Raw genomic sequence first — 24,152 nt, forward strand, 5'->3', positions numbered from 1 at the left:
GGCTGGGCTGCGACGCCGCTGGGTCACTAGCGTCGAGTCATGGCCCACGCCCGCGTGCGAGGCGCCGCGCGTCCCCTGCTCCTCGCGGTCGATCGCGACCCTGCCTCCCTCGAGCGACTCGAGGGAGAGCTCGAGCGCGCCTTCGGCAACGGCTACCGGGTCCGCGCGGAGCTGACGGCGGCCGAGGCCGTACGCACGCTGGAGCGCGCCCACGACAACGCTGCCCCGGTCGCGGTGGTGCTGGTCGACCACGCGTTCGCCCCGGACGAGCGCGACACGATCCTGACGACCGCCCGCACGCTGCATCCGGACGCCCGTCGCGCGCTGCTCGTCGAGTGGGGCGACTGGAAGAGTCGCGAGATCGCTCGCACGATCCTGTCCGCGGTGGCGGTCGGCGACGTCAGTTACTACGTGCTCAAGCCGTGGACGACGCGCGACGAGCTGTTCCACCGTACGGTCGCGGAGTTCGTGCAGGAGTGGTCCCGCAGCGACGCGACGACGATGCGCGAGGTCGTCGTGGTTGCGGGACGCAGCTCGCCCCGCGCGGCGGAGGTCCGGAGCCTGCTCGTACGCAACGGCGTGCCGCACGCCTATCGCGAACGCGGGACGGATCTGGCCGACCGGGTCGAGCGCGTGATCCGCCAGCGCGGACACGACCTCTCGGGCGTGGACGTGCTGGTCACCATGCCGGCGATCGCGGGCGCACCGGTCCTCACCGATCCGAGCGACGTCGAGATCGCCGAGGCCTGGGGCGTCAGGACCACGCTCGACGACGACCGCGCGTTCGACCTGGTGGTTGTGGGTGCGGGACCGGCTGGGCTCGCGACGTCGGTCTACGGCTCGTCGGAGGGTCTGCGCACGCTCGTCGTGGAGAGCGAGGCGATCGGCGGGCAGGCGGGGTCGAGCTCGCTCATCCGCAACTATCTCGGCTTCTCGCGCGGGATCAGCGGCGCGGAGCTCGCGCAGCGCGGCTATCAGCAGGCGTGGGTCTTCGGAGCGCACGTGCTGCTGATGCGCGAGGTCGTCGGGCTGCGGCCGCTGGGTGCGGAGTTCGAGGTGGAGGTCGCCGAGCTCGGCTCGGTCACGGCGCGAGCAGTCGTGCTGGCGAGCGGTGTCTCGTACCGGCGGCTCGGCGTCGCTGCGCTCGAGGCGCTCACCGGTGCCGGCGTGTTCTATGGCGCGAGCGTGTCCGAGGCGCACGCAATGACGGGGCGCAGGGCTGTCGTCGTCGGAGGCGGCAACTCGGCGGGGCAGGCCGTGCTCCACCTCGCCCGCTACTGCGAGAAGGTCACGCTCGCCGTCCGCGCCGAGACGCTGGAGTCCGGGATGTCGCAGTACCTCGTCGACGCCATCGATGCTGCGGAGGTCGTCGAGGTGCGGACCGAGGTCGAGGTCGTCGGTGGTGGGGGCGACGGCTGGCTCGAGCACGTCGTGCTCCGCGACCGTCGTACGGGGCTCGACACGGAGCCCTTGCGGACGGACGGGCTGTTCGTGATGATCGGTGCCCAGCCTCGTACGGACTGGCTCCCGGACGGCATCCGGCGCGACGCACGGGGGTTCGTCCTCGCCGGCACGGACGCCGCGGCCTCCGGAGCGTGGCCCCGCGAGCGGCCACCGCGGCCGTACGAGACGACGATGCCCGGCGTGTTCGTCGTCGGCGACCTGCGCAGCGGCTCGGTCAAGCGGGTCGCGGCGGCTGTCGGCGAGGGCTCTGTGGTGGTCTCGCAGGTCCACGAGTGTCTGGCGGCGGACGATGCCTGAGCGACGCGCGGCCGGGCCCGGCGTGACCGGGCGCACCGGCGTGGTCGCGCTCGCGGTCTCGCTCGCGCTCCCGCTGGTCGGTCTGGCGCTGCTTCTCTGGCAGCCCGAGATCGACGTCGCGTGGGAGGACCACCCCGCGCACTTCTGGCTCGTGCTCGCTGCCGCCGTGGTCGGGGCGCTGATCGCGTACGCGATGGGTGCCGCCGCGCTCCAGCGCGGGGACGCGCGTGTCCTGCTGGCCTCGTACGCGTTCTTCGTCACGGCGGCATTCCTCGGACTCCACGCGCTCGCGACTCCCGGCGTGCTCCTGACCACCCCGAACGCGGGTTTCGTGCTCGCGACGCCCGTCGGCCTCGTGCTCGGCGCGGTGTTCGCGGTGTGGTCGGGGAGCGACCTCGGTGGGGAGCGGGACGTGGCGATCGTACGCCGGGCGCCGCTGCTGCGGGCCGCGATCGTCGTGGTGGTGGCCGGGTGGGCCGCCCTGTCGCTCATCCGGGTCTGGCCGCTGGACGAAGGCGTCGTGCCCGAGCAGGTCGACGGCGTGCTCGCGGCGACGGCCGGTGCGGCGGTCGTCGGGTTCGCCGTGGCGGCGTGGCGCTACCTGCGCCTGTGGCGCGAAGGCCGTGCGGCGCTGCCGCTCGCGGTCGCGTCAGCCTTCGTGCTGCTCGCGGAGGCGTCCGTGGCGGTCGCGTTCTCCCGGAACTGGCACCTGTCGTGGTGGGAGTGGCACGTCCTGATGCTTGCCGCGGTCCTGCTCGTCGCGCTCGTGGCGCGGTCGCAGTGGCACGAGGAGCGGTTCGCGGCGCTCTATCTCAAGGACACCACCGAGGGGGAGCGCGAGATGAGCATCCTGTTCGCCGACCTCCAGGGGTTCACGACGTTCTCCGAGGCGCACGAGCCGCGCGAGGTCACGCAGATGCTCAACGCGTACTTCGAGGTCGCGGTGCCCGCGGTGGCGGGACGGTACGGCGGCGACGTGGACCGGATCATCGGCGACGCGCTCATGGTCACCTTCAACCGGCGGGGCGACCAGCCGGACCACGCGCGGCGGGCGGCGCTCGCCGGACTCGCGCTGCAGGAGGCGACCGCGACCGTGCTCGCGGAGAATCCCGGCTGGCCGACCTTCCGTGTCGGGATCAACTCCGGGCCCGTCTCCGTGAGCGTGCTCGGCACCGCCGGAGGGCGTACGCACACGGTCATCGGCGACACCGTCAACACCGCGTCGCGCATCGAGGGCAAGGCACCTGCGGGCGGGGTCGCGGTGAGCGCGGCGACGCTCGCGCTGTTGCCCGACGCCGAGGCGGAGCCGCTGGGCTTCCTGGAGCTGAAGGGGAAGTCCGAGCCGGTCGAGGTGTTCCGGCTGCTGTCGGTGGGCTGACGGCTCAGGCCGCGGCCGGGAGCTCAGCCGTTGAAGGGCAGCGGGTCGTTCAGCGTGGTGACGGCGCGGGCACGCGCGGTGGTCATGCGGCGACGGTGGTGCTGGCGGCACAGCACCTCGTACCCGACGTTCGGTGTCGGCTGACCGGGATCGTCGACGTCGCCGACGACGATCTGGTCGCCCTCGGTCACCATGATGCCGTTCTCCGTACGGGCGTTGTGGGTCGCGCGCTTGCCGCACCAGCACAGCGCCTCCACCTGGAGCGGCTGGATGCGGTCGGCGAGCTCGACGAGTCGTGCGGAGCCCTCGAAGAGGTATGCCCTGAAGTCGGTGAGGATCCCGAACGCGAACACGTCGATCTGCAGCTCGTCGGCGATCCGGGCCAGCGCCTCCACCTGGGCGGCGGTGTAGAACTGGGCCTCGTCGCAGATCAGGTAGTCGATCCGGCCGCCCGCGGTGAGCGAGCCGACGATGTGGTCCCAGAAGTCGAAGTCGGAGTCGACCTCGTACGCCTCGGTCCACAGGCCGAGGCGGCTCGACAGCCGACCACCGCCCGCGCGGTCGTGACTGGTGAAGATCCGTCCGACCCTTCCACGCGCTGCGTGGTTGTGATTGGTCTGCAGGGCCAGCGTGGACTTCCCGCTGTCCATCGTCCCGGTGAAGAAGAGCAAGCTCGCCACGAGGGACGAGGTTACCGTGTGCCCATGCCTGACTTCCCCACCGCCGAGCCGAATTCTGAGCCCCTGGTGACCGTGCCCACCCTCGAGCAGCTCGTACGCGAGGGGGAGGCGGTCGTGCTCGATGTCCGCTACACGCTCGGCGGCCCGCCCGGACGGGGCGACTACGAGGCCGGGCACGTGCCGGGCGCGGTCTTCGTCGACATGGACAACGACCTGGCCGATCCCCCTGGTGGTGGGCGCGGGCGGCATCCGCTGCCCGACCCGGAGCGGTTCGCCGCGGCGATGCGGCGCGCCGGGGTCCGGCACGACCGCACGGTCGTCGTGTACGACGCCGCGGGCGGGATGGCGGCCGCGCGTGCATGGTGGCTGCTGACGTACTTCGGCCACCATGACGTACGCCTCCTCGACGGCGGGTGGGCGGCGTGGCTCGCCGCGGGGCTTCCGGTGTCGTACGAGGAACCGGCCCGTGGCGACGGCGACTTTACGCCCGACCCGGGGCATCTGGGTCTCGTCGATGCCGACGGGGCCGCTCGGGTCGCGCGCGAGGGTGTGCTGCTCGATGCGCGGGCTGCCGAGCGCTATCGGGGAGAGGTCGAGCCGATCGACCCCGTAGCGGGGCACGTACCGGGCGCTCGGAGCGCCCCGACGACGGACAACGTGGACGACGCCGGTCGGTGGAAGCCCGTCGCGTCGCTGGCGGAGCGTTTCGCGGCGGTCGGAGCGGTGCCGGGCGCGGAGGTCGCCGTCTACTGCGGATCGGGCGTCACCGCCGCTCACGAGGTGCTCGCGCTGCGCCGCGTCGGCGTCGACGCCGCGCTCTACGCGGGGTCCTGGAGCGAGTGGGTCAGCGACCCTGCGCGGCCCGTGGCGACCGGGTCGCCCGAGCGCCCGTAGGTCGCTGGTACGGGGACTGCGAGGCGGTCAGCGTCGTACGGCACGATGAGAAGCATGTCCCCAGTCCATGCACCGCTCGTCGGTCGCGCCCAGGAGCTCGCGACGCTGCGTGACGCCTTCGCCGACGTCTGTGCGGGCACGCCACGCACCGTCGTCGTCGCTGGCGAGGCAGGGATCGGCAAGAGCCGGCTGCTCGCGGAGTTCGTCGCTCGCGTCGGCTCCGACGAGGCAGCCCTCGTCCTCAGGGGCTGGTGCGCCGACTCCGGGTCCGGCCCCCTCCCGTACGCGGCGCTCGACGGTGTCCTCCGTGACCTGGTCGCCGCACTCGGTGCCGAGCGCACGCTCGAGGCCGCTGGTCCGGGTGCCGACGCGCTCGGCCTGGTCGCGCCCCGGCTGATCGACGTCCGCACCGACGTGGGCCCCGGTCGGCTTCCGGACGTCGTGGCGGGGCTGCTCGCCGCCGTGGGCCGCGAGCGCCCGATGGTGGTCGTGATCGAGGACCTGCACTGGGCCGACGAGTCGACGCGCGCGACGGTGGCGCGGCTGGCCCGCACGGGCACGGACGAGTCGGTCCTCCTCGTCCTCAGCTTCCGCAGCGACGACGTCGGCCGCGGCCACCCTCTGCGCACGACGATGGCCGAGCTCGAGCGGGCGCGGCTGATCACGCGCGTGGACCTTCCTCGCCTCGATCCGACGGAGGTCGCCCAGCTCGCGGCGGCCCTGCTCGACGCCGAGGACGTGGGCCCCGGACTCGCCGACCTGGTCGAACGCAGCGAGGGCGTCCCCTTCTTCGTCGAGGAGCTCGTCGGCTTCCTGGGCGTCGACCTGCCCGACTCGCTGCGCGACATGCTGCTCCTTCGCTACTCGCGCCTCTCGGCGGGAGCCCAGGAATTTTGTCGGCAGGTCGCTGCCGCCGGCGCGCGCGCCCCGTACGACCTGCTCGCCGACGCCCTGGGAGCCGAGGCGATCGCTCACGCCGAGCCTGCCGCCCGCGAGGCGGTCGAGGCGGCCGTGCTGGAGGGCGACGAGGACGGTTACGTATTCCGGCACGCGCTGGTCCAGGAGGCGGTGGTCTCCGAGCTCCTTCCTGGGGAGCGTCGTCGCCTGCACTCGGCGTACGCGCAGGCGCTGGAGACCTCTCCGACGACTGTGGCGCGCCAGTCCGCGATCGCCGACCACTGGTGGCGTGCGCGGGTGCTCGACAAAGCCCTGGCCGCCGCCGTCATCGGTTCGCAGGCCGCCGACCGCGCGGGGTCGTGGACGACGGCTGCTGCGCTCGGGGAGCGTGCGCTCGAGCTGTGGGAGATGGTGCCGGGCGCCGAGACGGTCGCCGGCATGCCGCACCATGAGCTGCTGGCCCGGGTCGCCGACTCGGTGCGCTCGACGACCCGTCTCGAGCGCGCGCTCGCGCTGTCCCATCAGGCGCTGGCGGAGTGGCCGGACGACGACCGCTACGGGCTCGCCGGGGCGCTCGACGACGCAGCCGTCATCGCGGCTCAGGCCGGCAGCACCGAGGGGCGGGCCTTCCTCGACCGGGCGCTCGCGCTGGTGCCGCCGGGCGACAACGACAAGGTCCGGGCCACCCTGCTGGTGACGAAGAGTCGTGACGCGATGCTCGACGGGCGGTCGATCGAGGCGATCGCGTCCGCCACTGCCTGCTACGAGACCGCGACCGCCGCAGGGTCGACTCGCGAGGTGTCGCTGGCGCTCAACATGCGCGGCGTGTGCCGGGTGACGATCGGTGACGCGGGCGGATTCGACGACCTCGAGCGCTGTCGCGAGCTGGCCGGGGACGACTGGATCTCCTTGTCGCGCTGCTACACCAACACCTCCGAGGCACACCTCATGTGGGGCCGGTACGAGACGGCGCTCGCGCTCGCCTCCGAGGGCGCTCGCCGCTCGCGCGGCCTCGGGTCGGGGTGGAGCACCGACGCCATGCTTGAGGGCAACGCCGCCGAGGCGATGATCGCGCTGGGTCGGTGGGACGAGGCTGCTGCCTGGTACGAACGCGCGATCCCGCTGGTCTCCGACAGCATGTTCGCCGTCTATCTGCGCGAACGCTGGGCGTGGCTCCAGATGTGGCGCGGCGACGTGGAGTCCGCCGAGGCGATCGCGCGGGCCAAGCTTGCCGACTGGAAGCGCTTCGGCCGCCTCGAGCAGCAGGTCCGCACCCGCGTCGCGGCCATGCTCGGTGAGCTCGCGCTGCTGCGGGGCGATCCGCACGAGGCGCTGCGGCTGGCGCACGAGGTCCTGTTCTGGCGCGACGACCAGGACCGCAGCCCCGCGTACGAGCTGCCGGTGGCGGTCGTCGCCGCGAGGGCCATCGGTGTGCTTCGACGGTCGGGCGCTGAGGACGTGCCTGATGTGGCTCCGTACCGTGCGCTTGTCGACGAGTGCGAGTCCTGGCCCACCTATCCCGTTTTGGCCGCGCTGTTCGCCGCCGAGCTCGGTGAGGGGCCGTGGAGTGCGGTGGCCGAGGCCGAGGGGCCCGCCCATCTGCGTCCGTACGCGCTGCTGCGTGACGGCGAGGCGCGGCTCGAGGCGGGCGATCGGGCAGGCGCCCGCGCACGCCTGGCGGAGGCGGTCGCGGCAGCCAGCGCTATCGGCGCTGGGCTCGTCGTCCGGCGCGCCGAGGAGCTGCTCGAGAGTGGTGGCCTCGACGCTGTCGTGCGGCGTGGTGATCCCGCCGAGCTCACCGAGCGCGAGCGTCAGGTGCTCGGGCTCGTCTCGGAGGGGCTCAGCAACGGCGAGATCGGCGAGCGGCTGTTCATCTCCCGCAAGACGGCGTCCGTCCACGTGTCGGCGATCCTGCGCAAGCTCGGCGTGACGAGCCGTACGGAGGCGGCGGTGAAGGCGCGCGCGGGCGACGCGGGCGGCTGAGTCACCACCTGTTGGTGACGCGTCCAGACTCGGGCGGGTGCCACGACTGGGTCGGCGGCTCGGCACCCCACTGGCGCAGGGGCGACCGCGGATAGGCGACGCCGTACTTCTCGTCGACGGCCATCACCCAGCCGCCGTCGCGCACGTCGCCGCGCAGGTCGAGCGTTCCGCCGGCGTACGGGACGCACTCCGGGGGAAGCGTGGCGTCCCAGCTGTACTCGTCCTCGCCCACGCGGATCCGCAGGGTGACGCGGTGCGGCTTGCGCTTGTCTGAGTGGAGGACCGCGACCACCTCGGCGCTGACATGGTCGCGCGGGTACAGGAGGGTGCGGAACGCGCGGAGGGGGATCGAGTCGCCGACAGTGAGGAGGCGCCGCGCGAGCACCAGGAGGATGCCGCCGCGCAGGAGGAAGCTGACGGCCAGGAAGCGCGCGCGGGCGAGAAACGACGCCTCCACGTCGTCCGCGCTGGCCGCCCAGGTCGGCTCTTTGGGGTCGATCAGCACCTCGAGTCGCTCGCCCTTGTCCGGTCCGCCGAAGAACGCGGCGAGTCCCGTATCAAGGGTCCAGAGGTCGGCGTGAGCGCCGTCGGGAAGTCGTACGACAGCAGACCCGCCGCCGACACCCTCCGACTCCTTCGCGGACAGGTCCTCGACGTCGACGACGACGGCCTTCTGTGGCGTTTGGGTGGCCGCGAGCGCGCGGGCGCGGCGTAGGTCGCCGAGCTCGGTGCTCCCGGAGACGACGTACCAGAACGTGACCGCGCCGACACCCAGGACGGCCGCCATCGCGAGACCGGCGAGCCGTCTACGCAGCTCCGTCCGGATCGTGTCGACCGTGTCGTCAGTCGCCACGGGCGGCCGTGGCGGGAGTCGCGCGCAGCCGCAGCCGCTTGCATGGATAGGCGGTCCCGTGGGCCGGATCGAGCGCCAGCACCCAACCACCGTCCCGGACATCGCCGCGCAGGTCGAGCGTGCCGCCGGGGTACGGGACACAACCCTTCGGGAGACGGGCGTCCCACTGGTAGTCGTCGGTGCCGATGCGGAGTCGGAGCGTGCGGCGAGACTCCCAAGGACGCGGGTCGTTCGGCAGCACGACGGCGGTGGCCGCGCCGCGTGCGCGCAACAGTGGGCGGAGCGCCTGGAGCGGGACCTCAGGGCCAACCGTGCGAGCCGTCCCCGTGAGAGCGAGGAGCCCGACGAAAGCGAGGGTGTAGACACCCGTGTCGAGTGGCGAGACGACGTACAGGGCGAGGAGCCCCACCGCGAGGATCATCAGGATGGGCACGACGACGGCTCGTCGCCGAAGCGCCCGGCGGGTGTCGAGGTCGAGGCTCACGGCCGCACTTTAGGGCCGCACGCCTCAGCCTGTCTCCTGATCCGAGCACCTCTCTCGTCAGCTGGGACGCTCGTCCTCCCAGCGCCTCACGACCGTCTTCGGTGCCTGCGACCGCCAGGCGTCCTCGATGACCTCGGTGAGCTCGTCGCGGGTGAGCTGACCGAGGTGCGCGAGCCGCAGCAGCACGGCGTTGTAGCCGTTGAAGTGGTCGGTCGTGAACCACGGCCCGTCGCCCTGGACGAACGCGAGCTTGTCACCCTCGTCGGGCACGCGGAAGACGAGGACGTCGGTCAGCCGCTCACCGGTCGCGGCGTCGAGCGCATCCGGGCGGGGCGAGCGGTAGCCGACGAAGAACTTCCTGCTCACCTGGTACGACGGCAGGCCGGCCCAGCCGGGCACCTTGGTCGTACGGGGGAGGGCGAGCGCGACCTCGTCGATGTCGGACTCGCGCGCCTTCCGTGAGCGTGCCATCGAACCTCCTCCGCGGGCGGACGAACGGGTCCCTCCATTCTCCGCCTGGTTCTGCCGGCAGGACGCAGGGAGCGACCTCAGCCCGCCGCGCGTACGGTCCCGGTGGCGGCGTCGTCCGCGCGGAGGACGCCCGTGGGGACGGCCCGGCGGAGCACCTCGCGGGCGGTCAACGCCATGGCCGCGAGGAGCAGGACCTCGCCGAGGTTCGTGACGATCGCGTTCGACGCGGCGACGGCGGCGACGACGAACATCTGCGCCGCGCCCGCGAGGATCCACGGCCACCGCGCCCGGCGGAGCACCATGACGCCGATGACGATCAAGGCGACGATGGTCGCGATCTCGGCGAACGGGGGAGCGCCGTCGAGGTGCTTGTAGCTGAGCACGCCGTCGGTCGTCACGGGCGTCAGGTGCATCCCGACCTCGCCGGAGAGGCCGAGCGCCACGATCACCGCGGTGAGCGCGCCCCAGATCGCAAGGCTGCGCCGTCCCTGGAAGCCGGCGACGCCCCACCGCTGGGCGACGCGTGCGGCGTACAGGACGAGGAGTGGGGTGAAGAGCGCGTGCATGAGGTAGCGCGGGTACGAGGCGGCCTCGAGCGCGGCGCTCTCGCCCCACGAGGCGCCAAAGGTCAGCAGCGTGTTGTCGTACGCCAGACCGACCGTGACGAGCAGCGGCAGGACGCTCTCGCGGATGCCCAGCGCCCAGCCGCGCTGTACGAGCACGACGAGGGCGACCACGAGGGAGAGGGACGCCAGCGTGTACGCGAGCAGGGCCCAGTTGTGGGGCTGCATGACCATGTCGACTCCGAGAGAGGGGGCGGGATGCTGTGCACTGTGTCACCCGCCACGGCCCGTCGTACGGGGGAGCCGCGAGTCGTTGCCGAATCGTGCTCCGCGCCCGTCTACCTCGGCAGCGTCAGGATCTCGGCTCCGTCGCTGGTGACGGCGATTGTGTGCTCGCTGTGCGCCGTACGGCAGCCCGTCGCGCTGCGGAGCGTCCACCCGTCGGCGTCGGTGACGAGATCGGCGGTGTCGGCCATGATCCACGGTTCCAGGGCGAGCAGCAGGCCGGGGCGCAGCTTGTAGCCGCGACCGGGCCGCCCGGTGTTTGCGATGTGCGGGTCCTGGTGCATCGTCGAGCCGACACCGTGACCGCCGAACTCGAGGTTGATGGGATAGCCCGCCTCACTGAGGACGGAGCCCATGGCGTGCGAGAGGTCGCCGACGCGCGCGCCGGGGCGGGCAGCGGCGATCCCGGCGGCCAGCGCGCGCTCGGTCGTCTCGATCATCGCGACGCTCTCCGCGGGCTTGGCCTCGCCGACCACGAAGCTGATCGCGGAGTCGGCGACGACTCCGCCCAGGGACACGGCAAGGTCGAGCGAGAGCAGATCGCCGTCGGCGAGCGTGTAGTCGTGCGGCAGCCCGTGCAGCACGGCGTCGTTGACGGAGGTGCAGATGTAGTGGCCGAACGGCCCCCGTCCGAAGGACGGCGCGTAGTCGACGTAGCAGGATTCTGCACCCGCCTCGAGGATCATCGCCTTGGCCCACCGGTCGACGTCCAGGAGGTTCGTGCCAACCGTGGCGCGGCCCTTGAGCGTCTGCAGGATGTGGGCGACCAGGGCACCCGTCTCCCGTGCTGCGGGCAGTCGGCTGGGGGTCAGGATCTCGATCATGCGTCGCCTCTCTCGTTCCCAATAACTATCCCGGTCATGTTATCCCGGTATTAGTATCGGACCCATGGTCAGGTTGCCGCTCACACCCGCAGAGGTCGAGCGCGGACAGCGCCTCGGTGCGCTCTTGCGTCGCGCGAGGGGCGAGCGCTCGATGCTCGCGACCGCGCTCGATGCCCGTGTCTCGCCGGAGACTCTCCGCAAGATCGAGTCGGGCCGCGTCGCGACCCCCGCTTTCTCGACGATCGCGGCGATCGCCGACGTCCTCGGACTCTCGCTGGATGCGGTGTGGGCCGAGATCAACCCACCCGCCCACGGCGCCGAAGCGACCGCGGACGATCGCCTCACACCGGAGCGGTCAGCGTCGTAGGCCGGCCCCGTCAGAGGAGCGACCGTACGGCTTCGATCGTGTCGGCGTCGTCGGGCCGCTTGTCGTCGCGGTAGCGCAGCACCCGCGCGAACCGCAGCGCGACACCGCCGGGATAGCGCGGCGAGCGCTGCACGCCGTCGAACGCGATCTCCACGACCTGCTCGGGCCGCAGCTGGACCACGTGGCCTTCGGTCGGTCCGTCGGCCAGCTCGGTGAACCGCTCGGTCTGCCACTGCAGCATCTCGTCGGTCATCCCCTTGAACGTCTTGCCCAGCATCACGAACTCGCCGTCGGGATCGCGCGCGCCGAGGTGGATGTTGCTCAGCCAGCCCTTGCGGCGCCCCGACCCCCACTCGACGGCGAGCACGACGAGGTCGAGGGTGTGGCGCGGCTTGACCTTGACCCACGCCGCACCCCGGCGACCCGCGTCGTACGGGGCGTCGAGCGACTTCACGACCACGCCCTCGTAGCCGGACGCCACCGCATCGGCGAAGAACGCCTGCGCCTCCTCCGCGTCGGCCGTCCGCAGCCTCGGCACGCCGAGGCCGGGCGCGACCCGCTCGAGCACGTCGAGCCGTTCGTGGAGCGGACGGTCGAGCAGGTCGTCGCCGTCGGCGTGCAGCACGTCGAAGAACACCGGCGACAGCACACGGACGTCCTCGCTGGAGCGCAGGTCGGGCGCGGCGTCACGGGGATGGGTGGCGCCGAGCGACGCGATGTCCTGGAACGGCGCCGGCCGTCCGTCGCGCTCGACGATCAACGCCTCGCCGTCGAGGACGAGCGGGTCGGCCGCCAGCCCCCGTACGGTTTCGGCGATCTGCGGGACCCGCTCGGTGATGTCGTCGAGGCTGCGCGTGAAGACCCGGACGTCGTCGCCGACGCGGTGCACCTGGATGCGGATGCCGTCGAGCTTGGTGTCGACCGAGGCGGGCAGCGCGGGACCAACCTTGTCGAGGGCCTCGGCGACGTCCGGCGCCGACGAGGCGAGCATCGGGCGGACGGCGCGGCCGGGCTCCAGGCCTACAGCAGCGAGCGCCTCGACTCCGCCGGTCATCGCCGCGAGGGCGACGGGCGCGCTCGCCCCCTGCAGCATCGCGGCGCGGCGCACCGCAGTTGCCGGCACGTCGGCGGCCTCGGCCACGGCATCGAGCACGACCGAGTCGAGGGCACCCTGACGGACGTCGCCCGAGACCAGTCCCGCGAGGAAGCGCTGCTCGTCGGCCGTCGCGCGGGAGAACAGGGCGTACGCCGTCTCGGCGCGGGCGGTCTGCGATCCGGGACCGGCGAGCCCGGCCATCGTCTCGAACGCCGCGTCGGTCTCCTCGATCGTCAGGGTCGGCGCGTCCGCAGGAGGAGGGAGGTCGCGCAAGGACGCCCATCCCAGCCCCGTACGACGCTGGCGGAGCTCACCGGACAGGTAGGTCACGACGAGCGCGAGCACGCTCGGGTCCGTACGCCGCAGCAGCGCGGCGATCTCGGCCCGCTTCGCCAGGCGAGACCGCGTCGCGGCGACGGCGCGCGAGGTGTCGACGACCTCGGAGAGGAGCATGCGGCCCATTGTGCTGCGGACGGATGACACAATCGACCGCGTGAGTCCCGAACCCGCCGCCAGCCTCCCCACCCGCACCGACGTCCTCGTCGTCGGTGCCGGCCCCGCGGGATCCGCGGCCGCAGCGTGGGCGGCGCGGCACGGCCTCGATGTCGTCCTGGCCGACGCGGCGTACTTTCCCCGCGACAAGACGTGCGGCGACGGCCTCACCCCCCGCGCCATCGCCGAGCTGGAGAGACTCGACCTCGGACCCTGGGTCCGCCGCCACGGCATCAACCGCGGCCTGCGCGCTGCCGGGTTCGGCCAGACGCTGATGCTTCCCTGGCCGGGAGGCTCCCTCCCCGACTACGGCTCGGCCGTCCCGCGTACCGAGCTCGACGCCCATATCCGCGCCGCCGCCCTCGACGCCGGCGCCACGCCGCTCGACGGCGCCCGCGCGGTCGACGTGGTCCGTGACGGCGCACGCGTCAGCGAAGTCGTGTTCAAGACCGCGCGCGGCCCGCACCGCGTCGCCGCCGACCGCGTCGTCGTCGCCGACGGCGTCCGCTCCTCGCTGGGCCGCGTCCTCGGCCGCGAGTGGCACCGCGAGACCGCGTACGGGGTCGCGGCGCGGTCGTACGTGAAGTCCGCCCGCAGCGACGACCCGTGGATCTCCAGCCACCTCGAGCTGCGCGACGAGGACGGCGCCGTGCTCAGCGGCTACGGCTGGATCTTCCCGCTGGCCGACGGCGAGGTGAACCTCGGCGTGGGCACGCTCGCCACGTCCAAGCGCCCCGCGAACATCCAGCTGCGCCCGTTGATGGAGCACTACGCCCGCCTGCGTCGTACGGAGTGGGAGCTCGCCGACGAGCTGCGCGCCCCGACCTCCGCGCTCCTCCCGATGGGCGGCGCGGTCTCCGGCGTCGCAGGCGCCAACTGGGCGCTGATCGGTGACGCCGCCGGCTGCGTCAACCCTCTCAACGGCGAGGGCATCGACTACGGGCTCGAGACCGGGCGGCTCGTCGCCGAGCAGCTCGTCTCCGGCGCGGACCTCGCGGCGGCGTGGCCCGCCGAGCTGCGCGGCCACTACGGCGAGGCGTTCTCGATCGCGCGCCGGCTCGCGGGGCTGCTGACCGTGCCGGGCATCGTGACGTACGGCGGCCCGGTGGGCATGCGCTCGTACGCGCTGATGACGATCGCGCTGCGCCTCATGGGCAACCTCGTGACCGACGAGGACCGCGACGCCGTGGCCCGGCTGTGGCGCTGGGCGGGGCGCATGTCGCTGCGGCTCGACCGACGGACCCCGTTCGCGTGAGCGACGACGGGGGAGCGGCGCCCGCGCATGACGGCGCGGTCCGCTACGCCTCTCGCGGCTCGACGCACTTCGACGTCATCCTCGCCGCGTTCTGCGTGGTGCTCGTGGTGTCCAACGTCGTCGCGACCAAGGGCATCGAGATCGGCTCGGGCGCCTGGAGCGTCGGCAGCCTGCAGCTGTGGCCAGTGATCACCGACGGCGGGGCGTTCCTGTTCCCGCTGGCGTACGTGCTCGGTGACGTCATCTCGGAGGTGTACGGGTTCCGGGCAGCGCGCCGCGCGATCGTGACGGGGTTCGCGATGGCGATCATCGCGTCGGTGACGTTCTGGGTGGTGCAGCATGCGCCTGCCGCGTCGTTCTACGAGAACCAGGGCGCATACGAGGCGGTGCTTGGGTTCGTCCCGCAGATCGTGCTCGCGAGCCTCGCGGGATACGTCGTGGGCCAGCTCCTCAACAGCGTGGTGCTCGTGCGGATGAAGGCGCGTACGGCCGAGCGCGGGCTGTTCGCGCGGCTCGCGACATCGACCGGCGTCGGCGAGCTCGCGGACACGCTGATCTTCTGCGCCATCGCCGCGTCGGTCATCGGGATCACGACGTGGGGCCAGTTCTGGAACTACGCGGTCGTCGGGTTCGTCTACAAGGTCGGCGTCGAGCTGCTGGTGATGCCGGTGACGATGCTCGTGATCGGCTGGCTGAAGTCGCGCGAGCCCACGTACTGGCGCTGACCGTCCCGTCCCGTCCCCGATTCGGGCAGTTCTGCACGGAAACGGGCGGCCCGTTGGGTGGAGAACTGCCCGAATCGCGGACGCGGCCTCAGCCCCGTCGCGCGTAGTAGCGGCCGAGGAACTCCGCCTTGAAGTCGGCGTACGTCCCGTCCTCGATCGAGGCGCGGATCCGGTCCACGAGCCGCACGATGAAGCGCTCGTTGTGGATCGTCACCAGCGTCGCGGCGTTGTACTCCTTGGCCTTGAACAGGTGGTGCAGGTACGCCTCGGTGTAGTGCGCGCACGTGTAGCAGTCGCACTCCGCGTCGATCGGCACGAACGAGCGGCGCGACGCCGCGACCGCGAGGTTGCGCTGGCCGTCGTGCGTGTAGACGCGGCTCGAGCGCGCGACCCGCGACGGGCTCACGCAGTCGAACGTGTCGGCGCCGTTCTCGATCCCGGTGAACAGGTCGTCCGGCTCACCGATCCCGAGCAGGTGCCGCGGCTTGTCCTCGGGCAGCTCGTCGCACACCCAGCCGACGATCGTGCCGAGCTGCTCCTTCTCGAGCGCGCCGCCGATGCCGTAGCCGTCGAACCCTGGGCCGTCGGACCCGAGCTCGACCAGCCCCTGCGCCGACCGCCGCCGCAGATCCTCGTACTGCGCGCCCTGTACGACGCCGAACAGCGCCTGATAGGGCTTGCCCGTACGCGCGATCGTCAGCTTCTCGTGCTCGGCCACGCACCGTACGGCCCATGCCTGGGTCCGCTCGACGGAGCGCTCCTGATATTCGCGGGTGTTCATCAGCGTCGTGCACTCGTCGAACGCGAAGATGATGTCCGCGCCGAGCTGGTGCTGGATCTGCATCGACACCTCAGGGGTGAAGCGGTGCTTGGACCCGTCGAGGTGGCTCTTGAACGTGACGCCCTCGTCGTCGATGTGCGCGAGGCGCTCCTTGCCGTCGGCGATGACGTCGTCTGCCCTACGGCCGGCTGTGTCCATCGCGAGCACCTTGCGGAAACCGGCGCCCAGCGACAGCACCTGGAAGCCACCGGAGTCGGTGAACGTCGGCCCCGGCCAGTTCATGAACGCCCCCAGCCCGCCGGCCTCGTCGACGATGTCGGCGCCCGGTTGGAGGTAGAGGTGGTACGCGTTCGCCAGCAGCGCCTGCGACCCGAGGTCGGCCATCGTCTCGGGCAGCACTGCCTTCACGGTGGCCTTGGTCCCGACCGGGATGAACGCAGGGGTCTGGATCTCCCCGTGCGGGGTCGAGATCACGCCGGTACGGCCCTGGGCGCCGTCGACGGAGTCGGCGAGGCGCTCGGACACGGAGAAGGAGAAGGTCACCGGTCCATCCAACCAGGTGTGTCCGCGGGTCCGGCGAGCCGGAGCGACGTCATCCGTCGACCGAGGGGGCGGTCGTCTCCGCCTGGGGTGCGGGCTGCTCGGGCTGGCCGAGACCCTCGCCGTCCCTGCCCGGAGAGGGTGTCGGATCGGCGGGTTCGGTGGTCGGCGGGACCGACGGGGACGGTGTCACGGTCGGCTCCTCGGCCTTCGGCGACGGCGTCGACTCGGGCTCGGGGGTCGGTGTGGGGGACGAGGGTGAGTCGCTGGGGGACTGCTCCTCGCTGGGACTCTCGTCGCGGTCCTGCTGGTCCGAGTCGGAGCCGCCGGAGTCGCCGGAGTCCGAGCCGCCCGAGCGGACGTTGCTGAAGGTCGTCCCGGGCTTGTCGCTGGACCCGATCGGGTGCCCGGCGACCTTCTCGTACGCCCAGATCCCGCCGAGGGCGAGGACGAGACTGACGACGGTGGCGATGGCTGCGGCGCGCCATGAGATCAGGCGCTTGGGTGCGTCGTCGCCCTGGGTCGTGCGGTCCGCGTCACCGGCAATGCCCTCTGCCTCGGCCTCCGCCTCCGCGAGCGCCTCGGCCGCGTCGGGCGCCGTCGGCAGGATCGCCGTCCCCCGGCCGCCGTCGGCGGCGCGGTTCGCCAGCGCGGCGCGCGTGGTCAGCCGCGCGGCCTCGGCGAGACGCCGGCTCTTGCGGAGGGAGTTGGTGTAGACCGTGCCCGCGACCGTGGCCACGACCGAGCCGACCGCTGCGCCGATGAGGGTCCCGGCGACACCGAGCCACGAGCCGGCGACGGCGGCCGTCATGGCGGCGAGAGCGCCACCGACGACCTGGCTCGACGAGACACCCGACAGGACACGGGTGTTTTCGTCAATCTCCTCGTTCTTCTGGGCCGTCATGCAGCCTTTCGGGGTTCGGGGTTCGGGGTGGTCGAGAGGCGGCGGGAACGTACGGAGGGGGCCCGTCGCCAACCTTCGACGGTAACGGGAAGGTCACACTGGCCCAAGTGAGGTCGAGCACAGCGTCGCGAGGCTACGGTGAAGCCATGACCCCCTCGCTCGAGCCGACCACGACCACGCCGACACCTGTCGTGCTCGACGTCGACACGGGCGTCGACGATGCGCTGGCGCTGATGTTCGCCGTCCGTAGCCCCGACGTGGACGTCCGGGCGATCAGCTGCGTTGCTGGCAACGCCGACGTCGACCAGGTGGTCGCCAACACCTTCGCCGTCCTCGACGCGCTCGACGCCCCCGCCATCCCGGTCGGTCGCGGCGCCGAGCGCCCGCTCGTCGAGCCGGCGCGCGACGCCCGGCACATCCACGGCGCGGACGCGATGGGCGACCAGGGTCTGCCGGACTCGAGCCGCGAGCCCGCCGACGGGGGCGCCATCGACGTGATGCGCCGGGCGATCCTCGAGTCGCCCGAGCCGGTCACCCTGGTCCCGCTCGCGCCGATGACGAACGTCGCGCTGCTGCTGCGGGCGTACCCCGAGGTCCGCGACAACCTGGCCGGCATCGTCCTCATGGGCGGTGCGGTCGACGGCGGCAACGCGACCGCAGTGGCGGAGTTCAACGTGTGGCACGACCCCGAGGCCGCGGCGATCGTCCTGGCCGCCGGCGTACCGGTGACGATGTACGGGCTGGACGTCTTCACGCAGGTCGTGGTCGAGGCCAAGACGTACGAGGTCCTGCGCGGCGACCCCGACCCCGCGGTCGCGCTCGCCGGGCGGCTGCTCGCGCACTCGCACGACGTGATCCGCGCCGACCCGCGGGTCGGCCACGGCGGGCTGATCGGCGACGCGGGCGCGGCGTGCGTGGTCGCGCGGCCCGACCTCGTGACCGTACGACGGTGGCCGGTGCACGTCGAGCTCGCGCCCGGACGGTCCCGGGGGCAGACGGTCGTGGACCGCCGGTACGTCCTCGGTGAGGATGCCGTCCACGGCGTGGAGTCGCTCGGTCACCTCGTCGATGTCGCGGTCGAGATCGATGCCGCGCGGGCGAGCGACCTCTTCCTCACGACGATCTGCGCCGGGCCGGGCGCATCGCAGGTCGACGACACGGCACGGGCGGTCCAGCGGTGAACGACCTCGGCGACGTGCGGCGAGTCGGCACCGTCGTCGTGGTCGGCTCGCTCAACGTCGACCTCGTGACGACGGTGGCGCGGCACCCCGAACCCGGCGAGACCGTCCTCGGCGGGGACCTTGTCCGCCTGCGCGGCGGCAAGGGCGCCAACCAGGCGCTCGCGGCGCGTCGGGCCGGCGCGTCGGTCGCGATGATCGGGCGCGTGGGTGACGACGCCGACGGTCGGGCATACCGGGCCGCGATGTCCGACGCCGGTGTCGACGTCACGCACCTCCACCTCACTCCCGCTGCGCCGACGGGCACCGCACTGATCGTCGTCGACGAGGCGGGCGAGAACTCGATCGTCGTCGCCCCGGGAGCCAACGCCCGCCTCGACGCCGCGGACGTCGAGGCGGCGCGGGAGATGATCGCGACCGCCGACGTCGTGCTCGTGCAGCTCGAGATCGCCGACGAGGCCGTACGGGCGGTGGCCGGCGTCGCCGCGCGGGCCGGGACGCGGCTGGTCGTCAACGCCTCGCCCGTACGGGATCTGCCCGCCGAGGTGCTGCGCCAGGCCGATCCGGTGGTCCTCAACGAGCACGAGGCCGCGGCGTACGGGCTCGCGACCGGCGGCGACGCGGTCTGCGTGACGCTCGGTGGTCGCGGCGCCACGTGGGGAGAGGCGACCGCGACGCCACCACCGGTGCTTCCGGTGGACACGACGGGCGCCGGCGACGCGTTCGCCGGGGCGCTGGCAGCCGCTCTCGCGGCCCGCGTACCGCGCGAGGAGGCGCTGCGTGCGGCGGTGGACGCAGGCGCTGAGGCGACGACCTGGCCCGGCGCCCAGCCCGTGTGATTCTTCTCCCCAGGCACCGGTCGTCCCCAGGCGCGGCGCGCGTCCCCGATCGTGTCGGCCTTCGCTTCTAGGGTGGGACCCGGATCTCAAACCCCGGGAGGTGCGCATGCGATTCGTCGCGACGGCAGACTGGCAGCTCGGCATGACGGCGCACTACCTCGACGACGAGGCGCGCCCCCGCTTTCAGCAGGCCCGTCTCGACGCGGTCCGACGCATCGGCGCGGTCGCCGAGGAGCGCGGTGCCGCGTTCGTGGTCGTGTGCGGTGACGTCTTCGAGTCCAACCAGCTCGACCGTGCGATCGTCGCCCGTACGTTCGAGGTCCTGCGCTCGTTCACGGTGCCGGTGGTGCTGCTCCCAGGCAACCACGACCCCCTCGACGCCGCGTCGATCTACGACTCCCAGGCCTTCCGAGATCGTGTGCCCGATCACGTCCACGTGCTGCGCGACAGTGCGCCCTACGCGGTGGTCGAGGGGGTCGAGATCGTCGGCGCCCCCTGGTTCAGCAAGCACCCGACACGCGACCTGGTGGCGGACGCGTGCGCGGGGCTGCTCCCTGCGCCCGAGGGGCTCGTACGGGTCGTCGCCGGACACGGCGCCGCCAGCACGCTCAACCCTGATCGCGACGCGCTCGCGGCGATCGAGGTCCCTGCGCTCCTCAAGGCTCTCGACACCGGCTGTGTGCACGTGGCCGTGCTGGGCGACCGGCACTCGACCACCGAGGTCGAGGACCGCATCTGGTACGCAGGTGCGCCCGAGGTCACCTCGCGCCGCGAGAGCGACCCCGGCAACGTCCTCGTCATCGATGTGGACGCCTCCTCGGGGGCGCTCACGGTCGAGCGCGAGCACGTCGGCCGGTGGCGGTTCGAGGTCGTGGACGCGCCGTTGTCGTCGCGCGACGACGTCGACATGCTGGCCGAGCGGCTGCAAGAGATGCCCGACAAGGAGCGAACGGCGGTCTGGCTGACCCTGAGCGGCACGCTGTCCACCGCAGAGATGGCCCACCTCGAGGGCGTGCTGGAGGAGGCGAGCGACCTCTTCGCGCGCCTCGACGCCTGGGAGCGTCACACCGATCTCGCGGTCCTCCCCGACGGCCACGACTTCGCCGACCTCGGCCTGAGCGGCTTCGCGCAGGAGGCCCTCGACGAGCTCGTCGAGGGCGCTACGTCCGGCGAGGCGGGCGCCACGGTCGCGCAAGACGCGCTGGGCCTCCTCTATCGACTTGCGGGTGCTGGTCGATGAGACTCGTGCGGGTGACGCTCCGCAACTTCCGGGGCGTCGAGGAGTCGACCGTTCGTTTCGGTGACGGCGTGACGGTCGTCGTCGGTCCCAACGAGGTCGGCAAGTCGTCGATCGCCGAGGCGATCCGGTTGCTGCGCACGGCCAAGTCGAGCTCGCGCAGCCAGTCGGTGCGCGACGTGAAGCCCACGGGCCGCGACGTCGGGCCCGAGGCCGAGGTCGAGCTGCGGACCGGTCCGTACGACCTCGTCTACCGCAAGCGCTGGCTCAAGTCCCCGATGACCGAGCTCGAGGTGCGTGCCCCTCTGCGGGAGCAGAGCAGCGGCGACGAGGCTCACCAGCGCTTCAGCGCCCTCCTCGAGGAGACGGTCGACGTCGACCTGTGGGAGGCGCTAGAGGTTCTGCAGGGCGCCTCGCTCGACCAGCCCGCACTGGCCCGCATCTCGTCGCTGCACCGCGCCCTGGACGACTCGGCCGGAGCGACAGGTGATCACGACGCGCTGATGAGCGCCGTCATGACCGAGTACGAGAAGTTCTTCACGGCGACGGGCAAGCCACGCGGCGACTACGCCCAGGCTGCCGCCGAGATCCTCGACCGCGAGGCCCAGCTTGTCGCGCTGCAGTCCCGCAGCGCCGAGATGGACCGTTACGTCGAGGACCACACCGCCAACGAGCAGGAGCACGCACGGCTCTCGACCCTGTCGATCGATGCCGACGCGCGGCTCCACCGCGCCGAGGAGGCGGTCCGCGCGGTCGATGCGCTGCGCGACGGGCTGCGTCGTGCCGAGGAGGCTGTCGAGGTCGCGGAGCGCGCCCACGGGCACGCCGTGCGGGCGCGTGACGAGCGGCGGGTTCTCGTGACGGAGGAGGCCGATCGGTCTGACGCGGCGCAGACGCTGGGCGCACGCCTCGGCGAGGTGACGTTCGCCCACCGGGAGTCCCGTGGGCGCGAGGAGGAGTCACGACTCCAAGCCACCGCCGCCACGACCCGAGCTCACGAGGCGCGCCGCGCGGCAGACGACGCCGCGGCCGCCCTTGCACGCCACCGCGACAGGGTCGAGCGGGACGCGCTCGCCCAGCGGGTCCGCCGTGCCCAGGAGGCCACGCGCGACCGGGCGCAGGCGCGTGCGGAGCACGATCCGCTTCGTGTCGACGACGCCTCCCTCGCGCGCCTGACCGACCTGGCGACCGACCTGCAGGTCGCCGAGGGTGCGCGAGAGGCGGCCGCTGCCGCGCTCGTCGTCCGCCCCCTGGGAGGGCAGCCCGTCCTCGTCGACGGCAGCGCGATCGGAGCGGAGCCTTACGAGGGCGCCGTCCTCGACGAGGTTCTGGTCGCCGTCGAGGGAGTCGTCGAGGTCCTCGTACGACCGGGCACACCACCAGCCGATCTCGACCGGCGCGTCACGCAGGCGCGTGAGGCGTTCGAGGCCGCGCTGCGCGAGGCCGACGTCGACTCGCTCGCCGCGGCACGGTCGGCCCACGAGCGTCGCCGTGACGTGGCAGCGAGACTCGCTGCCGCCGACGCCTCGCTGCGCGAGGCACTCGACGGAGCCGCGCTCGACGATCTTGAGACGCGGCTCGCCACGCTCGACAGCCGCAACCGGCACGCCACCGACGAGGACGCCGCGGAGGCCTCGACGAGTCGTGAGGACGGGCACGCTCCGCTCGACCGCGACGCGCTCGAAGTCGCCCACGACGCTGCCCGACGCGCCGCAGATGACGCCGACCGGGAGGCGACGTCGTCCAGGGCCGACCACGACCACGCCCGCGAGGCCCTGGCAGCGGCCGCCGAGGCGTCGGTGCGTGCTCGCCAGGAGCGGGAGAGCGCCGAGCACGAGCACGAGCGGGCAGCCGCCCGCCTTGCGGCGGCCCGCTCCGGGAGCAGCGACGGTTCGCTCGAGCATGATGTCGTCGCGGCCGCGGAGTCACGCGACGCCGCCGCTGTCACCGCGACCTCGGCGCGTGCCGCGTTCGAGGGGGCCTCGCCCGAGACCCTCGACATGGAGCTCACCAACGCCCGTGAGCTCGTCGAGAGCGTCGACCGCGACCTCACCCGGACCGACAAGCGCCGCGTCGAGCTGCAGACACTCCTCGACGACCGCGCGACCGAGGGCATCCACGACCGGCGCGTCGACGTGGAGGCCGCGCTCGAGGTTGCGCGCGCCACGTGGCAGCGGCTCGATCGTGCCGCCCAGGCAGTCGCCCTGCTCAAGGAGACGCTCGTGCGCCGGCGCGACGACGCCCAGCGCCACTACGTTGCTCCCTTCAAGCACCGCATCGATCGGCTCGGCAAGGTCGTGTTCGGCGCCGACTTCGAGGTCGAGGTCAGCACCGACCTCGCGATCGAGACCCGCACGCTGGGTGGCCGTACGGTCCCGTTCACGTCGTTGTCGGGCGGCGCCAAGGAGCAGCTGGCGCTCCTCGGCCGGCTCGCCTGCGCCCAGCTCGTGGACGTCGACGAGGGCGCGCCCGTCATCCTCGACGACACGCTCGGCTTCTCCGATCCTGCGCGGCTGGAGCGTCTCGCGGTCGTGCTCAACGATGTCGGCCGTACCGCGCAGGTGGTGATCCTCACGTGCCAGCCTCGCCGGTTCGAGTCCGTGGGCGGCGCGCGCACCGAGCGGCTCGTCGCTCGGTGACGCCCCGCCACTACTCGTTCGCCAGCACCTGGCGAATCCCCGCGCCGCAGGGGGCGACGTTCGACGCGGTCGCCGACCTGGAGCACTACGCGCTGTGGTGGCCGCAGGTGCGGCACGTCGTCGGCATCGACGACGACACCGCCCGAGTCGCCGTGCGCTCGCTCCTCCCGTACACGCTGCACCTCACGCTGCACCGCACGCGAGTCGACGCGCGCGCCGGTCACCTCCTCGCGGAGATCGCCGGCGACCTCGACGGGTGGGCGAGCTGGAGGCTGCACACCGACGGCGGGGAGACCCTCTTGCGCTACTCCCAAGAGGTCGTCACCACCGAGCCCTGGATGAACGCCGCAGGCATCGTCCTGTCACCCGTGTTCCGCCTGAACCACGCTGTGATGATGCGCGACGGTGCCGACGGGCTCACGCGACACCTCATGTCCTGACGATCTCGCGGTCACCTAGAGTGGCCGTCGAGCACGCGTGCCCACCGACCTCGACCGGAGGAGATTTCCCCGTGCACCGAGCGACACAAGTCGCCCTCACCCTCGCCGCGCTCACCCTGACCGGGTGCTCGTCGGCGGCTCAGCTGACCGGCACCGCGACGACGTCGTCGCCCGAGCCGCCTGGCCAGTCCCGAAGCGCCGAGCTCCCGATCAAGGGCGTGTCGACCAAGCTGCCCAAGGTCGGTGACGAGATGCGCGCGTTCCGCAGCCCGACCGGCAACATCGTGTGCCGTCTCGACGAGCGCAGCGCCCGTTGTGACATTAAGGACTTCTCCTACGAGCCACCGCCGCGTCCCGACGGGTGCGGCAAGGGTTGGGGCGGCACGCTCCTCGTCACCGCCGAGGGGGCGGAGTTCACGTGCCGCGTCGCCACGCTGGCCGGCAAGTCGCCCGAGCTCGGCTACGGTCGTTCGACGATCGTCGGCGATGTCGGATGCACCAGCGCGCAGACCGGAGTCACCTGCGTCCATCTCGAGTCGGAGCGCGGCTTCACGGTGTCCCGCGAACGCACCGGCACCTTCTGACC

At 72.4% G+C, this 24,152-nt stretch carries 22 protein-coding genes; 13 read left to right on the forward strand and 9 right to left on the reverse strand.

The window, feature by feature from the left end:
- The first annotated feature begins 39 nt into the window (after positions 1 to 39).
- On the forward strand, positions 40 to 1,761 hold the full coding sequence (locus tag ACFSDF_RS13490; protein WP_377157841.1) for an NAD(P)/FAD-dependent oxidoreductase: 1,722 nt from the start codon (positions 40 to 42) through the stop codon (positions 1,759 to 1,761).
- Positions 1,754 to 3,139, forward strand: a complete 1,386-nt coding sequence (locus tag ACFSDF_RS13495) for an adenylate/guanylate cyclase domain-containing protein (protein ID WP_377157843.1) — start codon at positions 1,754 to 1,756, stop codon at positions 3,137 to 3,139. Before ACFSDF_RS13490 ends, ACFSDF_RS13495 begins: the two co-directional genes overlap by 8 nt.
- A 23-nt stretch (positions 3,140 to 3,162) precedes the next feature.
- Here the strand turns inward: ACFSDF_RS13495 and ACFSDF_RS13500 are convergent, their stop codons facing one another.
- Complete coding sequence (locus tag ACFSDF_RS13500; RefSeq protein ID WP_167008638.1) at positions 3,163 to 3,819, reverse strand: thymidine kinase; 657 nt, start codon at positions 3,817 to 3,819, stop codon at positions 3,163 to 3,165.
- A 24-nt stretch (positions 3,820 to 3,843) separates the two neighbouring features.
- Here ACFSDF_RS13500 and ACFSDF_RS13505 point away from each other — a divergent pair, with 24 nt between their 5' ends.
- Both ACFSDF_RS13505 and ACFSDF_RS13510 read left to right on the forward strand, forming a co-directional pair.
- Positions 3,844 to 4,713: a sulfurtransferase gene (locus ACFSDF_RS13505; protein WP_167251853.1), complete on the forward strand. Its 870-nt coding sequence runs from the start codon at positions 3,844 to 3,846 to the stop codon at positions 4,711 to 4,713.
- 54 nt (positions 4,714 to 4,767) lie between these two features.
- On the forward strand, positions 4,768 to 7,593 hold the full coding sequence (locus ACFSDF_RS13510) for an ATP-binding protein (RefSeq protein ID WP_167251852.1): 2,826 nt from the start codon (positions 4,768 to 4,770) through the stop codon (positions 7,591 to 7,593).
- Position 7,594: 1 nt separating this feature from the next.
- Here the strand turns inward: ACFSDF_RS13510 and ACFSDF_RS13515 are convergent, their stop codons facing one another.
- From ACFSDF_RS13515 to map, 5 genes are all read right to left on the reverse strand, one after another.
- Positions 7,595 to 8,446, reverse strand: a complete 852-nt coding sequence (locus ACFSDF_RS13515; RefSeq protein WP_377157846.1) for a hypothetical protein — start codon at positions 8,444 to 8,446, stop codon at positions 7,595 to 7,597.
- A complete protein-coding gene (locus ACFSDF_RS13520; protein WP_377157848.1) occupies positions 8,436 to 8,930 on the reverse strand; it encodes a hypothetical protein in 495 nt (164 codons plus the stop codon). Before ACFSDF_RS13520 ends, ACFSDF_RS13515 begins: the two co-directional genes overlap by 11 nt.
- A gap of 57 nt (positions 8,931 to 8,987) precedes the next feature.
- Positions 8,988 to 9,401, reverse strand: a complete 414-nt coding sequence (locus tag ACFSDF_RS13525; RefSeq protein ID WP_377157850.1) for an MmcQ/YjbR family DNA-binding protein — start codon at positions 9,399 to 9,401, stop codon at positions 8,988 to 8,990.
- 77 nt (positions 9,402 to 9,478) lie between these two features.
- Positions 9,479 to 10,198, reverse strand: coding sequence for a hypothetical protein (locus tag ACFSDF_RS13530; RefSeq protein ID WP_167251848.1), 720 nt, complete (start codon positions 10,196 to 10,198; stop codon positions 9,479 to 9,481).
- Between the two features lie 104 nt (positions 10,199 to 10,302).
- A complete protein-coding gene (gene map, locus ACFSDF_RS13535; RefSeq protein ID WP_167008663.1) occupies positions 10,303 to 11,073 on the reverse strand; it encodes a type I methionyl aminopeptidase in 771 nt (256 codons plus the stop codon).
- A gap of 64 nt (positions 11,074 to 11,137) precedes the next feature.
- Here map and ACFSDF_RS13540 point away from each other — a divergent pair, with 64 nt between their 5' ends.
- Positions 11,138 to 11,440: a helix-turn-helix domain-containing protein gene (locus tag ACFSDF_RS13540; RefSeq protein WP_167008667.1), complete on the forward strand. Its 303-nt coding sequence runs from the start codon at positions 11,138 to 11,140 to the stop codon at positions 11,438 to 11,440.
- 10 nt (positions 11,441 to 11,450) lie between these two features.
- Here the strand turns inward: ACFSDF_RS13540 and ACFSDF_RS13545 are convergent, their stop codons facing one another.
- Positions 11,451 to 12,989 carry an ATP-dependent DNA ligase gene (locus tag ACFSDF_RS13545; RefSeq protein ID WP_377157853.1) on the reverse strand — a complete coding sequence of 513 codons (1,539 nt, stop codon included), beginning with the start codon at positions 12,987 to 12,989 and terminating at the stop codon, positions 11,451 to 11,453.
- A gap of 40 nt (positions 12,990 to 13,029) precedes the next feature.
- Here ACFSDF_RS13545 and ACFSDF_RS13550 point away from each other — a divergent pair, with 40 nt between their 5' ends.
- Positions 13,030 to 14,283, forward strand: coding sequence for a geranylgeranyl reductase family protein (locus tag ACFSDF_RS13550; protein ID WP_243845170.1), 1,254 nt, complete (start codon positions 13,030 to 13,032; stop codon positions 14,281 to 14,283).
- Positions 14,280 to 15,008, forward strand: a complete 729-nt coding sequence (locus ACFSDF_RS13555) for a queuosine precursor transporter (RefSeq protein ID WP_167008676.1) — start codon at positions 14,280 to 14,282, stop codon at positions 15,006 to 15,008. Before ACFSDF_RS13550 ends, ACFSDF_RS13555 begins: the two co-directional genes overlap by 4 nt.
- Positions 15,009 to 15,096: 88 nt before the next feature.
- Here the strand turns inward: ACFSDF_RS13555 and tgt are convergent, their stop codons facing one another.
- Positions 15,097 to 16,332: a tRNA guanosine(34) transglycosylase Tgt gene (gene tgt / locus ACFSDF_RS13560; protein WP_167008680.1), complete on the reverse strand. Its 1,236-nt coding sequence runs from the start codon at positions 16,330 to 16,332 to the stop codon at positions 15,097 to 15,099.
- Between the two features lie 49 nt (positions 16,333 to 16,381).
- The gene (locus ACFSDF_RS13565; RefSeq protein ID WP_377157856.1) at positions 16,382 to 17,233 is read right to left on the reverse strand and encodes a hypothetical protein; all 852 of its coding nucleotides are present in this window, start codon (positions 17,231 to 17,233) and stop codon (positions 16,382 to 16,384) included.
- A 146-nt stretch (positions 17,234 to 17,379) separates the two neighbouring features.
- On the opposite strand from ACFSDF_RS13565, the gene ACFSDF_RS13570 reads away from it, so the two are divergent.
- From ACFSDF_RS13570 to ACFSDF_RS13595, 6 genes are all read left to right on the forward strand, one after another.
- Positions 17,380 to 18,414, forward strand: a complete 1,035-nt coding sequence (locus ACFSDF_RS13570; RefSeq protein ID WP_377157858.1) for a nucleoside hydrolase — start codon at positions 17,380 to 17,382, stop codon at positions 18,412 to 18,414.
- Positions 18,411 to 19,250 carry a ribokinase gene (locus tag ACFSDF_RS13575; protein ID WP_243843128.1) on the forward strand — a complete coding sequence of 280 codons (840 nt, stop codon included), beginning with the start codon at positions 18,411 to 18,413 and terminating at the stop codon, positions 19,248 to 19,250. The genes ACFSDF_RS13570 and ACFSDF_RS13575 overlap by 4 nt, the downstream gene beginning before the upstream one ends.
- 106 nt (positions 19,251 to 19,356) lie before the next feature.
- Positions 19,357 to 20,490 carry a metallophosphoesterase family protein gene (locus ACFSDF_RS13580; RefSeq protein ID WP_167008689.1) on the forward strand — a complete coding sequence of 378 codons (1,134 nt, stop codon included), beginning with the start codon at positions 19,357 to 19,359 and terminating at the stop codon, positions 20,488 to 20,490.
- Positions 20,487 to 23,126 carry an AAA family ATPase gene (locus tag ACFSDF_RS13585; RefSeq protein ID WP_377157860.1) on the forward strand — a complete coding sequence of 880 codons (2,640 nt, stop codon included), beginning with the start codon at positions 20,487 to 20,489 and terminating at the stop codon, positions 23,124 to 23,126. Before ACFSDF_RS13580 ends, ACFSDF_RS13585 begins: the two co-directional genes overlap by 4 nt.
- Positions 23,123 to 23,566 (forward strand): SRPBCC family protein, encoded by a 444-nt coding sequence (locus tag ACFSDF_RS13590; protein ID WP_167008695.1) that lies wholly within the window; start codon positions 23,123 to 23,125, stop codon positions 23,564 to 23,566. Before ACFSDF_RS13585 ends, ACFSDF_RS13590 begins: the two co-directional genes overlap by 4 nt.
- A 71-nt stretch (positions 23,567 to 23,637) precedes the next feature.
- On the forward strand, positions 23,638 to 24,150 hold the full coding sequence (locus ACFSDF_RS13595; protein ID WP_167008698.1) for a hypothetical protein: 513 nt from the start codon (positions 23,638 to 23,640) through the stop codon (positions 24,148 to 24,150).
- The last annotated feature ends 2 nt before the right edge of the window (positions 24,151 to 24,152 follow it).

Origin of the sequence: Mumia zhuanghuii (genome assembly GCF_042681565.1) — a bacterium.
Lineage (GTDB): Bacteria > Actinomycetota > Actinomycetes > Propionibacteriales > Nocardioidaceae > Mumia.